Raw genomic sequence first — 16,337 nt, 5'->3', positions numbered from 1 at the left:
TGGCGACGGGCAGCGCTATTGTGAGCAGCAAGAAAAGAAAGCTTGTACCCTGTTTAGGGTACAAGCCCGATGCAGACCGCAAGCCCAAAACATAAGAGTTTTGCAGCCGCCAACCCCTATGCTCCTCTTTATGCAAACTTTTACTCGTACTCCTTTCCCGCGCCGGCCGTGGCCGGCCACGCTACTCTTGTTACTCTTGCTGCTGAGCAGCGCGGCGGCTTGGGCCCAGCCTACCATTACGGGCTTTTCGCCCGCGAGTGGGGCATCGGGCAGCAATGTTGTCATCACGGGTAGCGGCTTCACGGGTACCACCAGCGTGCGGTTTGGGGAGCTGTCGGCGGTGTTCACCGTTAATTCCAGCACGCAGATTACGGCCGTGGTGCCCCGGGCGGCCTCCACGCAGCTCATCAACGCGACCACCGGCGCGGGCTTTGCTTTCTCGCCTTCCACCTTTGCGGCGACGCGGGCCAGCAGCGTGAGCTACACGCTGGTGGCCAACAACTTTGCTGGCGTGAGCGGCGGCGCCAACGCCGCGCCGGCCGTGGCTGACCTCGACGGCGACGGCCGCCTCGACTTGCTGGTGGGCCGGGCCGACGGCACCATTGCCCGCTACGAGCAAACGGCCGCCAACGGCACGACTTTTACCAGCCTGGGCCTGCTGAGCACGGGCTCGGCCAACCTCGACATGGGCACCGAGGCCACGGTGGCCATCGTGGACCTGGAAGGCAACGGGCGCTTCAACCTGGTGCTGGGGCGCGGCGACGGCACCGTGAGCGAGTACGAGCAGACGGGCGTGGGCGCCGCCACCTTTGCGCTGGTGGTGAACAACTTATCTGGCATATCGACCACCAGCAACACCGTGCCCAGCATGACCGACCTCGACGGCGACGGCCGGCTGGAGTTGCTAGTGGGCAAGGGCGACGGCATCACCAGCCACTCCCAGCAGAGCTTCGAGAACACCGACCAGTTTTACCGCATCGACACCAACTTCAACAGCCTGCTGCTGCCGGGCAACGCCGCGCCCTTTTGCACGGACCTGGACGGCGACGGCCTGATTGACATTCTGTTCGGCGTGAGCGGCGGCAACATCTACCGCTACGAGCAGATTGCGGCGGGCAGCTACACCATCAGCCAGCAGTCGAGCACCTTCAACAGCATCTCGGCGGGTACCAACGCCAAGCCCTGCGTGACGGACATCGACGGCGACGGGCTGCTGGACCTGCTGGTGGGCCGGGCCGACGGCACCATTGACCGCTACGAGCAGACGGTCGCCGCGCCCGCGCCCACCATCAGCGGCTTCTCGCCCCCGAGCGGGCCGGTGGGCACCACCGTGACCGTGACGGGCACCAACCTGGCCGGCGTGACCGCCGCCTCGGTGAACAACGTGGCCGGCACCATTACTGGCACGCCCACGGCCACCAGCTTCACCTTCACGGTGGGCAGCGGCAGCACCACCGGCCTGGTGCGCGCCACCACGCCCAGCGGCACGGCCAGCAGCGGCAGCAACTTCACGGTGACGGTGCCCAACGCCGCCCCCACCGACCTCAGCCTGAGCAACGCCAGCGTGGCCGAAAACCAGCCCTTGAACACGTCGGTGGGCACTTTCAGCAGCACCGACCCGAACGCGGGCAACACCTTCACCTACACCTTCGCGGTGGGTGGGGCCGACAACGGCTCGTTCAACATCATCGGCAGCACGCTCACAACAAACGGGTCTTTCGACTACGAAACCAGGAACAGCTACAGCGTCAAAATCCGCACCACCGACCAAGGCGGGCTTTTCTACGAGGAAACCTTCACCATCGGCGTGACTGATGTGGCCGAAGTACCCACCGTGACGAGCTTCACGCCCACCACTGGGCCGGTAGGCACCAGTGTAGCCATCACCGGCACCCACTTCAACGACGCGGGCGCGGCCACGGTGAAGTTCAACGGCACCACAGCCACCACGGTCACCGTGAACAGCAACAGCCAGATAACCGCCTCGGTGCCGGCGGGGGCCACCACGGGCACTATTTCGGTGACGAATGCCGACGGCACCGGCACCAGCACCAACTCTTTCACTGTAAGCACAGTGAATGACCTGTCGGTGACGCTGAGCGCGACGCCCAACCCCGTGAACGAGGACGCCACCCTGACCTACACGCTCACCGTGAGCAACGCCGGGCCCAGCAGCGCCAGCGGTATCACGGCCACGCTGGCGCTGCCGGCCGGGGCGGTGTTTTTGAGCGCCGCGGGCACGGGCTGGGCGGCGTCGCAGTCCGGCGGCACCGCGACGGCCACCCGCAGCACGCTGGCGGTGGGCACGGCGCCCGTACTCACGGTGCAGATTCAGGCCCCCGGCGAGGGCGGCACCATCTCGGCTATGGCCACGGTGAGCAGCACTACTTTCGACCCCACCGCGGCCAACAACACGGCCACGGCCACCACCACCGTTACCGGCGTGAATGATGCCCCAGTAGCCTCCGTACCCGCCACCCAAACCACCGCCGAGGACACGCCTAAAACCTTCAATACTGCCGGAAATAACGTAATTAGCGTAAGCGACGCGGATGCGGGCTCGGGCAACGTGGAAATCACTCTGACAGCGGCTAACGGCACGTTCACCCTCAGCCGCACCACGGGGCTGACGTTCACGGTGGGCGACGGCGCGGCCGACGCCGCGATGACGTTTCGGGGCACGCTCGCCAGCATCAACGCGGCCCTCAACGGGCTGGTGTTCACGCCCACGCTCAACTTCAACGGCACGGCCTCGCTGACGCTGGCTGCCAACGACTTGGGCAACACCGGCACCGGCGGCGCTAAATCGGATTCGGACATCGTGAACATCACCGTGGGCTCGACCAACGACGCGCCCGTGCTAACCGCCACCACCGGCAGCACCGCCTGGACGCAGGGCGCCGGCCCCGTGGCTGTGGACGCCGGCCTCACCGTGACCGATACGGACAACGCCACCCTGGCCTCGGCCTCGGTGCGCCTGACCACCGGTTTTCTGAGCACCCAGGACGTGCTGGCCTTCTCGAACACGAGCATCACCATCTTCGGCAACATCGGCGCCAGCTACGCCGCTGGCACGGGCATTCTCTCGCTGACTTCGGCTGGGGCCACGGCCACCAAAGCCCAGTGGCAGACCGCGCTGCGGGCCATTACCTACAACAACACCGCTGGCACGCCCAGCACGGCCACCCGCACCGTGAGCTTCGTGGCCAACGACGGCAGCGCGGCCAGCGCCGCCGTCACCAAAGCCGTTACCCTGACGCTCCGCACCGCCACCCCGCAGGTTGACACGCCCGCCGACGGCAGCAGTACCAGCGACAACACGCCCACTTACACTGGCTCGGCCCCGGCCGGCAGCACCGTCACGGTGTACGTGGACGGCGTGAGCATTGGCACCGTGACGGCCAACAATGGCAACGGCAACTGGAGCAAAACCCAGACCACCGCCCTGAGCGAGGGTTCGCATACGGTGTACGCCACCGCCCAAACCACCGGCCAGCCCGTGAGCCTGAACAGCGCCACCAACACGTTCACGGTGGATACGGTGGCGCCCACGGTGGTTATCAGCAGTTCGGTCGGGCCGTCGGGCAGCAGCACCAGTACCAGTCCCGTGCCCTTCACCATCACCTTCTCGGAAGGCGTGTCGAACTTCGCCATCGGCGATGTAACGGTGACGGGCGGCACCAAAAGCGCCCTGACCGTGGTCAGCGCCAGCCAATACACCTTCACCGTGACGCCGAGCAGTGCCCCGTCGACCATTACAGTCAACATCGCCGCCAGCCGTGCCCAGGACGACGCCGGCAACAACAACTCGGCCGCTGCGCAATTCACCATCATCTACGCGCTGCCGCCCACCATCACGGCCCTGAGCGCCAGCGCCGAGCTGCCGGGTATGCCCGTTACTATCACGGGTACGCGCTTCGTGAGCGGCAGCACTGTGAGCTTCGGCGGGGTGGCGGCCAGCAGCGTGACGTATAACTCGGCTACCTCGCTCACGGCCACGGTGCCGGTGGGCGCCGCCGTGGGCAGCAGCGCGGTGGTGGTGACATCGAACGGCGTGAGCAGCACCAGCGGCCCGGCTTTCTCGGTGCTGAAAGTGTACGACGCCGTGGCCAGCTGCCTGACAACGACCGGCTACACCGCCACTGGCGACGGCAACTGGCACTACCTGCTGGCCAGCAACGGTCAGGTGGTGGCTGCCCTGCAGGACACGCGCGCCGCGCTGGGCACAGTGAGCGTGCAGTTCCTCGTCGCCGGCACGGCCAGCGCCGTGCGCCAGGACGGCCGGGCTCACAAGTACCTCGACCGAAACTGGCGCCTTACCGCCACCAACTCCACTTTCACCGGCAGCAGCGTCAACGTGCGCTTCTATGGCCTGACCACCGAGTTTTCCCGCCTGCAGGCTGCTGACGCGGCCGTGACTTATGCCAACCTAAAAAGCACGCAGTACAGCGGCCCGAATGAGGATTGCAACCTGAGCAACAACGCCGCCACCGGCGAGTCGCGCACCCTGAACCTGACCGCCAGCACCCCCGGCAACGGCGTGGTCTGGTTTGTGGCTCAAGCCACTGTGGCCGACCATTTTTCGGAGTTCTACCTAACCGGCAGCACCACGCCGCTGCCCGTCGAACTCACCGCCTTTACGGCCGAAGCTGAGGGCGCGGCGGCCCGGCTGGCCTGGCGCACGGCCTCCGAGAAAAACAGCGCCCGGTTCGAAATCGAGCGCAGCCTGGACGGCAAAACCTTCGCTCGCATTGGCGAAGTGGCGGCGCAAGGCAGCAAGGCCGGCGCGACGGACTATGCCTTCCGCGACGCCCAGACGCCCAAGTCGCTGACCCTCGTCTACTACCGCCTGCGGCAGGTGGATGCGGATGGCACCTTTGCCTACTCGCCCATGCGCGCCGTGACGGTGGGCGGCTCGGGCCTGCTCACGCTCTATCCTAACCCCGCCCGCTCGGCCGTGGCCGTGACCGGTCTGGTGGCTGGCAACGAGGTTGAAGTGCTTGACGCCCTGGGCAGCGCAGTGGCCCAGGCCACGGCCGACGCTGCCGGCACCGCCCGCCTCACCCTGCCAGCCGGGCTGGCGGCTGGGGTGTACGTGGTGCGCAGCGGCGGCCAAGCCCGCCGCCTGGTGGTGGAATAAGCCGGCGACGGCTTCGGGGCTAGGAGTTGGGCGGCCTTGTACCCTGTTTAGGGTACAAGGCCGCTTTGGTATCAGCGAGCCTGCCGTGAAATTTTGCAGCCACTGACTGAATCCTTCTTTTTTTCTCCTTCAAGTACTTCCCATGAGACTTTGCTTACCCGTATTGGCCGCAGCGGTGGCCGCCCTGCCGCTGGCTGCGCAGGCCCAGAACATTGGCATCGGCACCACCACGCCCAATGCCAAAGCCGCGCTCGACATCACGGCGGCCGACAAGGGCCTGCTCATCCCACGCCTGACCCAGGCCCAGCGCCTGGCCATCACGAGCCCGCCCCAGGGCCTGATGGTGTACCAGACCGATGGCACCACCAGCGGCGGCACCCAGACGGGTTTCTGGTACTACGCCGGCAGCCCAGCCACTTGGGTGTACCTGAACCCAACCCCGCTTGCCGTGGCGGCCGGCCCGGGCCTGAGCGCCAGCACCAGCGGCTCCACCACCACCGTAAGCCTGGGTGGCACCGCCCTCACGGCAGATACCAACGTGCCGCTGGGCACCAACGACCTCACTTTTTCCGGCACCGGCAATGTGGGCATCGGCAGCACTACGGCCAACTTACCGCTCACGGTGCAGGGCAATACCACCAACGACGCCGTGCAGCTGCGCAACAACACGGGCACTAATCGCTGGCACCTGGGCCTGACCACCAGCGGCACCAGCAACGGGCTGAACGTCGCGGAAAGCGGTGTGGCCGACTACCGCTTGTTTCTGAAGCCCGGCGGCAACGTGGGCGTCGGCACCAACGACCCTCTGGCTAAATTCGACGTGAACGGCAGCACCCGGCTGCGCGGCCTGGCCGGCACCGGCAGCCGCATGGTGGTGGCCGACGCCAATGGTGACCTGAGCACCCAGGCCATTCCGAGCGGCGGGGGCGCCCCCAGCGGCACGGCCGGCGGCGACCTGACCGGCTCGTACCCGAACCCGACGGTCAACACCGGCGCCATCGGCACCGCCAAGCTGGCCGACAACGCCGTGACCAGCGCCAAGCTGGCCGACGACGCGGTGACCATCCCGAAGCTGGCCGCCACGGGCACGGCCAGCAGCAGCACCTACCTGCGCGGCGACAACACCTGGGCCACCATCCCCGGCAGCAGCGGCTGGAGCCTGACGGGCAACGCAACGAACGGCAACGAGTTTGTGGGCACCACCAACAACCAGGACCTCATTTTCAAGCGCAATGGCGACGAGGCCTTCCGGGTGTACGGCAACGGCCGGGTAAACCTGGGCAACAACACGCCCGGCTCACTGTCGGTGCTGCTGGGCTTCAATGCCGGCGTGGCGGTGACTACTGCAATGCAAAACGTCTTCGTGGGGGCCAAGGCCGGGGAAAGCAGCAACGCCGGCTCAAATACGTTCCTCGGCTACCGGGCCGGCCAACAGGCGACGGATGCCGGCAATACTCTGCTGGGCAATGATGCCGGGTTGAACATGACCGGGGGCGGCAACAACGTGTTCGTCGGCAATTCCGCCGGCAGTCAGGGCTCGGGCCGGGCCCTGGGCAACGCCAACATCATTCTCGGGGGCGCTTCCGGCAGCAACCTGAACGGCAGCAGCAGCAACAACATCCTCATCGGCGGCAGCGTGCAGGCCAGCCCGGGCTTGTACGACGCCTACATCATCGGCAACAACGCCACGGTCACCCAAAGCCAATCGTTGGTGCTGGGGGCCTTGCCCGGCAACAACGACGCCATTCGGGTGGGGGTTGGCGTGTCGGCGCCCCACAGTAGCCTGCAGGTAAACGGCACCTTTGCCGTGGGCGTGCAGACGGGCTACAGCGGCGGTGGCAGCGCCCTCTCGGGCGCTAACGGCCTGGACCAGGGCGCACCCAATATAACGGACCTGGGGGCCGGCTACTACGGCCTGGCGCCCAGCGGCACCAGCACCCAGCACTATCTGCTGCCCGGGGCCAGCACCTGCAAGGGGCGCATCTACTACCTGCGCAACGGTGGCAGCGTCGCGGCCAAGCTCTCCAGCAACAGCTCCATTCTTGACGGCTCAGCCACCATCACCGCCGGCAACACCTTCGACATGAACACCACGGGCTCGTCCAAAGTCGTCACCGCCATCTCCGACGGCACGAGCTGGATTATCATCCGCACCGGCATTTAAGCGCTGGCTTTTCAAAGGCTCATGCGAAAACTCCTAATCCTGCTGGCCGGCACGCTGTTGCCAGCCGCGCCCGCCCTCGCCCAGGACCTCCTCAACAACGGCGCCACCCTAACCCTCACGGGCGGGGCCGTGCTGTCAGTCGGCGGCTCGCTCAGCAACAGCAGCGGCACGCTCGACCTGAGCAGTGGCGCCAATCAGCTCTACGTGGGTAGCAATCTGCTGAACGCCAGCGGCGCCACCCTCACGCCCGGCAGCGCCAGCACCGTCACCCTCAATGGCACCGCCGCCCAGCAGCTCGACCTGAAGGGGGCTGGGCTGGCCAACCTCACGGTGAACAACACCAGCGGCGGCGTGACCCTGCCCGCCAACAGCAACGCCGACGTAGCCGGAGTGCTCACGCTCACCAGCGGCACGGTCACCACCCACGCTTCGGCTACCCTGCGGCTGCTGAACGGTGCCACGCTCACCGGCGAGAGCAGCACCCGCTACGTGGCCGGCAACCTGGCCGCCGTGAAAACTTCCGTGCCGGCCGCCGCGGCCACCACTTTTCCCAACGGCCTCGCCATCACCCCGGCCGCGGCCCTCGCCAACCTGACCGTGACCCGCACGGCCGGCCTCAACACCGCCCAGCTCAGCTACGGCACCAACGCCAGTAGCACTCACGCGGGCATCGACCAAATCTGGCGCACTTCGGCCCCGCTCACCAACGCCGCGGTGCAGCTCACCTGGCTGTCGGCCAACGACCGGGGCCTCACCACCTTCGCCGGTACTCAGGTGTGGGCGCGCGCGGCCGCTCCGGTGGCGGGTGCCGGGTGGGCCCGCATCAGTGCTTCGCAGAACGCGGCTGCCACCCGCACCGCCACTGGCACGGTGCCGGCCACTACCAGCTTCTCCTTCTTCACCGTCGGCACTGCTGATGCGCCGCTGCCCGTGACGCTGGTGGATTTTACGGCCCAGGCCGAGGGCCCGGCCGCCGTGCGCCTGCGCTGGGCCACCGCCACAGAGCTTAACAACGCCAGTTTCACCGTCGAGCGCAGCCTGGATGGCCGCACGTTTGCGGGCATCGGTACAGTGGCGGGCGCCGGAAGCGCCACTACCCATCATGATTATACCCTGTTGGACATGAAACTGCCGGCCGACGCGCCCGTGCTTTACTACCGCCTGCGTCAGGTGGACCTGGATGGTACGTTCGGCTACTCGCCGGTGCGGGTGGTGACGCTGGGCGGACCTGCCACATTGGTCCTGTTTCCCAACCCGACCCACGGCGGCCCGGCTACGCTTACGGGTGCAATACCTGGCACGGTGGTGCGAGTATTCGACGCCCTGGGCCGCGTGGTAATCCAGGCCACTGCCGAGGCCGATGGTACGGCCCGCCTAGCCTTGCCTGTGGGCGTGGCCACTGGTGTGTACGCAGTGCGTGGTGGCAACCAGACCCTTCGCCTGGTGGTGGAATAGAGGAGGGGCGCAGGTTTCTGGTCTCTACTCAAGTTTAATAACAGCCGCCTGGCAATGGCCAGGCGGCTGTTCGTGTTTTATTGCAGCTGATTTTCCAGCTCCGCATGAAATCTCCGAAATGTTTCCTGCTCGTTCTGAGCCTGTTTCTGCTATTAACAGCCTGTGAAACGCGCCGCGCTTCGCACCCGGCCGAACAGCCGGATTCGGCGCAACCACCCACACTGCCCGCCGCAGCTCCAAATGTGCTGCCAACGGCCGACACTGCCGACCTGACCCGTGCCTACAATCGTGAGCCCGGCCCGCGCGACTCGCTCATTTTGGTTGGCTCCCGGCACTACCGACTCTCAGTGCGCGTCGAAACCGATTCAACCAAGCCGATTGATTTCGCTCCAGCCGGCAGTGTGGGTGGTGCCTTCGCCGTACCCAGCGACTCGGCCCGGCGTGCGGGCGTGGTGCGGGGCTATGCCGAAACCTACACGTTTACGCTACGCGACTCGGTGGGGCGAAAGACGATTTTTCGAAGGCAACTGCACAAGCCGGATTTCTATAAGGCCGCGCCCCGCGATATCGTGACAGTAACGAACATGCCACCACCCAGCTACCTGGGCTATAGCACCGCCCTCGATGCATTGGTGTTCGGATGTTACATCGGCATCCCGTTTAGCGACGTGGGCCACCAAGCCACCCTGCTGCTCGACCGGCAGGGCCGGGTGCAGGGCATCTCGCCGGGCGGCCCAGCGTATTCGGATGCACCCGATTGCGACCCGCGCATCTCACCCTCCGGCCGGGCAGTGCTCACCTGCACCGAGGTGTTGCGCGCCAGTCAGCCGCCGCTTTCGCTCCTCAAACCCCATGCACAGCTGCGGGCGGCCCGCTTTCTCAACGACACTACACTGCTGGTGGTGCATGAGTATGGCGACTACGTAGAACGCTCCACTACGCCGGGTTCGCTGGATGCCGCCGAGGACGGCCCCGACGTGACGGCTCCGATGTCGGATTACGACTTCGTGACCACCCCTGCCCAGCGCCGCCTGCCCACGGCCCAGATACTGAGCACCAGCGGCCGCGTGCTGCGCCAGTTCCGCTTCGTGCCCGACTACGAGCTGGCGAGTGACCTGGCCCGCGCCTGGGCGCGGGCCGCCGGCGTATACCTCTTCGTGGAAGCTGGCCACAAACTCGTGGTAGTGCCCAAAGCCCACCCGGAGGCCCTGTTCGAGCTGCCGCTCAAGCGGCTGCCGAAGTTCCGGTTGCCGCAGCGCCCGCACGAACAGCCTTATTCGGTCATCAGCGGCTTCACCCGCCTGCGCTTCTACGTCGACACGCTAAACCCGCGAGCGGTGCGGATGCAGGCGCTGCCTCCGGCGGATTGATTTCGATGAGAAATGTCCAAAATCTGCGGGGGCATTGCTTGCCAGCGGGCGGTTACCACGCAGGCTGCGGCTGTTCCGTACGGGCGGCTTCCCAGCCCAGCAGCGCGGCCTTGCGCTGGGCGCCCCAGCGGTACTGCCCAAATTCGCCGGTCTGGCGGATAACGCGGTGGCAGGGAATGAGGTAGCCCACCGGGTTGGCTCCGATGGCGGTGCCGGCCGCTCGCACCGCTGCGCCGTTTTCAGCCGCTGCGGCCAGCTGCGAGTAGGTGCGCAGTTCGCCCTCTGGAATGCGCAGCAGCGACTCCCATATTTTGAGTTGAAACGCGGTGCCTTTCAGATGCAGGTGCAGCCGGTCGGTGGGGGAGAAGTCGCGGGCAAAAAAGCGTGCTACCTGGCCATGAACCGCATTTTCGCTGGCCGTGAAGGTGGCGTTGGGCCATTCCTGGCGCAGCTCGGCCAAGGCCTGCGCCTCCTCTTCCACAAACACCAGCTTGCAGATTCCTTTGGCGGTGGAAGCCACCAGGTAGGGCCCGAAGGGGCTATGGCCAAAGCTATAGTCAATGACCAGCGCGGCCCCGCCGTGCCGGTACTCGCCGGGCGTCATGGCTTCCAGGGTTACGAATAAATCGTGCAGGCGGCTGGTGCCGGAGAGGCCCGCTTCATCCGCTGCTTCGGCCACCGAGGCGTGCTGGCGCAGCCGCTGCTTGGCATGGTCCAGGCTGAGGAACTGCAGAAACTTCTTGGGCGACACCCCGGCCCATTCCTGGAACTTGCGCTGGAAGTGGAACGGGCTCCAGTGGGCCTGGGCCGCCATTTCTTCCAGGTTTGGCTGGGCCTGAAAATGTGTGCTCGCGTAAGTGAGGGCCGCTGCAATGCGTTGGTAGTCAGTCATGGTCTTGTTTGTTATTGAGATGCAAATCTCGGGCTTGCCGGGCCGGCTCGACACCCGATTCTTGCGCACTTCAGTGCCTGTTTTGCCCATGCCGAGCGGAAAGCAAGGAAGTATTGATAATATAGGTTAATTTGAATTTTATTTTGAGTTAGGTTTATTTATTCGGTGCTTTGATATTGCTGGTCTTTTAGAATGGCCGTGGCTTGTTAAGTCGGTAAAAAATAATTGTTCAGCCCAACTGCCTACGTCCATTAAAGCGCCGCCACTTTTTCTGCAAACAAATAACCGTTCACTTTATGACATTACTCTACCAGGCAATTTTCGCTGCATTTCGCAAAGCCCGGGAAGCTGGTCGCCGCGCCCTGTTCTTGCCTTTGCTGATGGGAGGCCTGGGCTTGCCCGTGGCGCATGCCCAGGTGCAGGTGGCAGCCCGGGCCCAGCCGCTGGCCGGCACCACTTTGCTCCAGGCCCTGCCCGACCGGCCCGCCCTCAGCCAGGCCCAACCGGTGCTGCGCCGCGAGCTAGCCCTGACCACCGCCGACGACCTGCGCCTGCTTCGCACCGAAACCGACGCAGAAGGTGGCGTGCACGAGCGGTTTCAGCAGTACTACCAGGGCGTGAAAGTAGAACACGGCGTGGTGAGCCTGCATGCCCGCGCCGGCCGCATTGAGGTGCTGAGCGGGGAGTTGGAGCGGGCGGCCGCCATGCCCCCCGTGCAGCCAGCCCTTACCGAAGCCGCTGCGTTGCAGCATGCACTGCAAGCCGTGGGAGCCCGCGTGTACCAGTGGCAGCTGCCCGCCGAGGAGCGGGCCCTCAAAGCCCTTACTGCTAATCCACTGGCCACCTACCAGCCCAAAGGAGAGCTGGTGGTGGTGGGCGACTTTCGCCAGCCCGAAGTCGCCCGGCCGCTGGTACTGGCCTGGAAGTTCAACATCTACGCCCACGCGCCCCTGAGCCGCGAGCTGGTTTACGTAGATGCCCGTTCCGGGCAGGTGGTGCTACGCGATGCCGTCATCAAGCACCTGAACGTGACCGGCACGGGCACCACGCGCTACCTGGGCCAACGCCCCATCTTTGCCGACCAGACCGGCAGCGGCTTCCGCCTGCGCGAATCCGTGCACGGCAAGGGCGTGGTGACGCTTAACGCGCTGAAATCGGACAACTACGGAGCGGCCGTTGATTTTGTCGATAACGACAACAACTGGACGGCGGCCGAATACAACAACGCAAATTTTGATAATGCGGCCCTTGATGCTCACATTGGCGCGCAGGCCACGCAGGACTACTGGACCACCGTGCACGGCCGCGATTCCTTCGACGACAAGGGCACCATCCTCACGAGCTACGTGCATTTCGACGACACGCCGGGCGACGGTGTGGGCCTGGAAAACGCTTTCTGGAATGGCGCGGTGATGTCGTACGGCGACGGTGCCTCGCATTTTCGACCCCTCACGGCGGTGGATGTGTGCGGCCACGAAATCGGCCATGCCGTGTGCAGCAGCACTGCCAACCTATTGTACAACAGCGAGTCGGGGGCACTCAATGAGGGGCTGTCCGATATCTGGGGCGCCTGCGTCGAAAACCATCTCGACCCGACCAAGCAGATTTGGCTCATCGGGGAAGATATTGACAAGCTGCACGCGGCGTTGCGCTCCATGAGCAACCCCAATGCCTTCGGCCAGCCCGATACCTATAAAGGAACCAGCTGGTACAACGGTACCGCCGACAACGGCGGGGTCCACACAAACTCTGGCGTGCTGAACTACTGGTTTTACCTGCTGAGCGTGGGCGGCTCGGGCACCAACGACAACAACAAAGCCTACAACGTGACAGGCATTACCATTGGCAGCGCGGCCCGCATTGTGTACCGGGCTGAGCGGTTTTACCTCACCGCCAATTCGAATTACTCGGCCGCTCGTCAGGCCACCCTGCAAGCCGCCGTCGATTTGTTTGGCCTCGGCTCGACCCAGGTGGAAGCCGTGGCCAAAGCCTGGCGGGCAGTAGGAGTGGAGCAAACCGAAAATGCACCCACCATCAGCAACTTCTCGCCGGCCAATGGCCTGGTAGGGGCCAACGTTGTGATTACGGGTACCAACCTGGGCAGCACCTATCGGGTGCAGTTCAACGGCACCGATGCCGTGGCGGCCACTTACACATCCCTCACCAGCGTGACGGTGAAAGTGCCCGCCGGGGCCACTACCGGCACCATCACACTCACCACGGCCACCGGTAGCGTCACCACGGCCGGCAATTTTACCGTGCTCACGCCCGGGCCGGCTCCCACCATCACCAGCTTCGCGCCGGCGGGTGGCGCGGTGCAGGGCGGGGCCGTTACGCTCACAGGAACCAACTTTACGGGGGCTACCGCACTGTCTTTTAATGGTGCCGCCGCCGTGTTTACCGTGCTGAATGCCACCACCATTACCACGTTTGTGCCGGTAGGGGCTGGGTCGGGCGCGCTCACCGTGACCACGCCCAACGGCTCGGCCAGCATCACGTTCACGGTGCTGCCGGCCATCACATCATTCACTCCCCTCAATGGTCCGGGAGGAACCACGGTCACCATCACCGGCACTACCTTAGGCGCGGCCCTGAACGTGAAGTTCAACGGCCTGTATGCCACCTCTTACACGGTACTGAATGCCACCACCGTCACGGCGCAGGTGCCGCTGGGGGCTACCACGGGCCCTCTCACGGTGCGCACGCCGGATGGCACGGCCACCGGGCCCGTCGATTTTACCGTTACCGCTGCCCTGGCCTTTAATTCTTTCACGCCCACGCAGGGACCAATCGGTACGGTGGTTACCATCTACGGGCAGGGCTTCACGGGCACCACGGGCGTGGCCTTTAATGGCACGGCAGCCTCGTTTACAGTTGCTTCTAGCACTGAAATCTGGGCTACGGTGCCAGCAGGGGCCGGTTCAGGGTTTATTACGCTCACTACACCACTGGGCCCGGCCACTTCCCCGCGCATGTTTGGGGTGACGGGGATTCCCGGCGGCCCCAGCATCACCTCCTTCACGCCCGCCAATGGCCCGGTGGGGGCCTCCATTACCATCACGGGCACCAACTTCAGCGGGGCAACCGGGGTCGGCTTTAACGGGACGCCGGCCACCACATTCAACGTGGTCAGCGCCACCAGTATTACGGCCACCGTGCCGGCAGGGGCCACTTCCGGTCCCATCACCGTGACCACACCCGTAACTACCTGCCTGAGCCTCACGGACTTTTTTGTTTCCCCGCCCAATGACTTCTGTGCCAATGCCATCACGGTGACCTGTGGCAGCTCCGTAACCGGCAGCACCCTGGGTGCTACCAATACCGGCGACCCAAGCGCCACTTGTGGCGGGGCTCCGTTTACCAGCAGCACGGTTGGCGTGTTCTATCGGTTTGTGGGAGTGGGCGGCAATGTGACGGTAAATACCTGTACCAATGCTAGCTACGATGGACTGATGGCTGTGTACACGGGTACTTGCGGGGCCTACACCTGCGTGAGCGGCAACGACGACGGCTGTGGCCCGGGAAGCGCCAGCATTGTCACCTTTCCTTCGGTACTGGGCACGGTTTACTACATCTACGTTTCGGGTTACCTGGCCGCTGACGTTGGCAATTTCACGCTCAGCGTGAGCTGTGCCAACGGGCCCGCCATCACCAGTTTCACGCCGGGCAGCGGGCCAGTGGGTACCGCGGTCAGCCTGGTGGGCACTAACTTCACGGGGGCTACGGCAGTGAAATTCAACGGCACCGCGGCGGCGTTTACACTCAACTCCGCTACCAGCATCAGCACGACGGTGCCGGTTGGGGCCAGCACGGGCTATATCACGGTGGCAACGCCAGTGGGCACGGGTACTTCGCCTACGGCCTTTTCCGTGCTGCCGTCCTTGCCGACCATTGTTGCCTTCACGCCCGGTATAGGGCTGGCGGGCACAGCGGTAGTGCTCACGGGCACGGGCTTCACGGGCGCCACCGCTGTGCGTTTCAACGGCACCACCGCGGCCAGCTTTACCGTCAACTCCGCTACGAGCATTACGGCCACCGTGCCCGGCACAGCTACCACCGGCTTCATTGCCGTGGATACGCCCAGTGGTACAGGTACCTCCGCTACTGCCTTCGACGTGCTGAGTGTGTTCACGGGCACCGCAAACCAGTGCCTGAGCACTACGCCCATCAGCAGCACGGGTGCGGGCACCTGGCAGTGGCTGCGGGCCGCCAATGGCCAGGTGGTAGCCGCCATCAACGACCAGGGTTTTGCCCTGGGGCAGGTCACGGCTGAGTTTACGCTGAACCAGGGGCCCGTGCGGGTTGATGCCCGGGGCCGCGAATACCTGGACCGCAACTGGCACCTGCTGGCCCAAAACGCGTTTGTGGGCCGCACGGTATTGGTGCGCTTCTATGGCACAAACTCCGAATTTGCCACCTTCGTAGCGGCCAACGACGGCGACGTCAACGACGTAACCGCCCTCACCCAGCTGCGCCTGACGCAGTATAGCGGCACCAACGAGGACTGCCAGCTAGCCAACAATTCCGGCACGTCGCGTTTGCTCACGCCCGCCGCACCCATCACGCTCACCGGAGCCCCATGGTTTGGCCTGGAAGCCAGCGTGCCCGACCATTTCTCTGAATTCTACCTCGGTGGCGGTGCGGCCTCGCTGCCCGTCGAGCTGGCAGCCTTCACCGCCCAGCGCCAGGGCCAGAGCGTACTAGCTCAGTGGAACACGGCTCAGGAAGTGAACAACAAGGGCTTCGTGGTGGAGCGCTCCGCCAATGGCCAGCAGTTCACGGCGGTGTCCGGGCTGCTGCCGGGCACGGGTTCCACTACCACACCGCAGGCCTACGCCTTCACCGATGCGCAGGCCCCTCTGGAGCGCACCTACTACCGCCTGCGTCAGGTCGATGCCAGTGGTGTGGGCATGTACTCGCCCGTCGTGTCCGTAGCTGCTGCTATCCCTGCCCCGAAGCTCAGCTGCTACCCCCAGCCAGCCCATTCCGGCGCCTTCGTGACCGGGGCCACGCCCGATGCAGCCGTTACCTTATTCGATGCGCTGGGCCGCACCGTGGCAACTGCCCAAGCCGGGGCCACCGGCCAGGCTGAGCTGCATTTGCCCGTCGGCCTGGCCGCCGGGGTGTATGTGGTGCGTAGCGGCGCCCAGGCCACCCGCCTCACCGTGGAGTAAGGGGACGGGAACAAGCGTATCCAATTGGCTCATAACGAGAAGCCGCGTAGCGGTAGCAGCGAGCTTTGGGTGCTGCTACCGCTTCGTGGCTTCTCGCTGTTTTGGGACCCGCTGCTTCTAGTGGCTTGTCGCCTTTCGGCGG

General features: G+C 65.1%; 6 protein-coding genes. 5 read left to right on the top strand and 1 reads right to left on the bottom strand.

Annotated elements, in window-relative coordinates; genetic code table 11:
- Positions 1–130 precede the first annotated feature (130 nt).
- The 4 genes from J4E00_RS27290 to J4E00_RS27275 all read left to right on the top strand — a co-directional run bounded on the left by J4E00_RS27290 (position 131) and on the right by J4E00_RS27275 (position 10,129).
- Positions 131–5,140, top strand: coding sequence for a beta strand repeat-containing protein (locus J4E00_RS27290; protein WP_208178526.1), 5,010 nt, complete (start codon positions 131–133; stop codon positions 5,138–5,140).
- Between the two features lie 142 nt (positions 5,141–5,282).
- Positions 5,283–7,304: a hypothetical protein gene (locus J4E00_RS27285; protein ID WP_208178525.1), complete on the top strand. Its 2,022-nt coding sequence runs from the start codon at positions 5,283–5,285 to the stop codon at positions 7,302–7,304.
- A gap of 21 nt (positions 7,305–7,325) precedes the next feature.
- The gene (locus J4E00_RS27280) at positions 7,326–8,759 is read left to right on the top strand and encodes a T9SS type A sorting domain-containing protein (RefSeq protein ID WP_208178524.1); all 1,434 of its coding nucleotides are present in this window, start codon (positions 7,326–7,328) and stop codon (positions 8,757–8,759) included.
- A 104-nt stretch (positions 8,760–8,863) separates the two neighbouring features.
- Positions 8,864–10,129, top strand: a complete 1,266-nt coding sequence (locus J4E00_RS27275) for a hypothetical protein (RefSeq protein ID WP_208178523.1) — start codon at positions 8,864–8,866, stop codon at positions 10,127–10,129.
- A 52-nt stretch (positions 10,130–10,181) separates the two neighbouring features.
- Here J4E00_RS27275 and J4E00_RS27270 read toward each other — a convergent pair whose 3' ends face one another.
- The gene (locus tag J4E00_RS27270; RefSeq protein WP_208178522.1) at positions 10,182–11,021 is read right to left on the bottom strand and encodes a methylated-DNA--[protein]-cysteine S-methyltransferase; all 840 of its coding nucleotides are present in this window, start codon (positions 11,019–11,021) and stop codon (positions 10,182–10,184) included.
- Positions 11,022–11,317: 296 nt separating this feature from the next.
- Between J4E00_RS27270 and J4E00_RS27265 the strand changes: the two genes are divergently transcribed.
- A complete protein-coding gene (locus tag J4E00_RS27265) occupies positions 11,318–16,195 on the top strand; it encodes a M4 family metallopeptidase (RefSeq protein WP_208178521.1) in 4,878 nt (1,625 codons plus the stop codon).
- Positions 16,196–16,337: the final 142 nt, after the last annotated feature.

This window comes from Hymenobacter negativus, from assembly GCF_017571495.1.
GTDB lineage: Bacteria > Bacteroidota > Bacteroidia > Cytophagales > Hymenobacteraceae > Hymenobacter > Hymenobacter negativus.
Note: the sequence above shows the minus strand (reverse complement) of the source record. Positions and strands in the feature narration are given on the sequence as shown.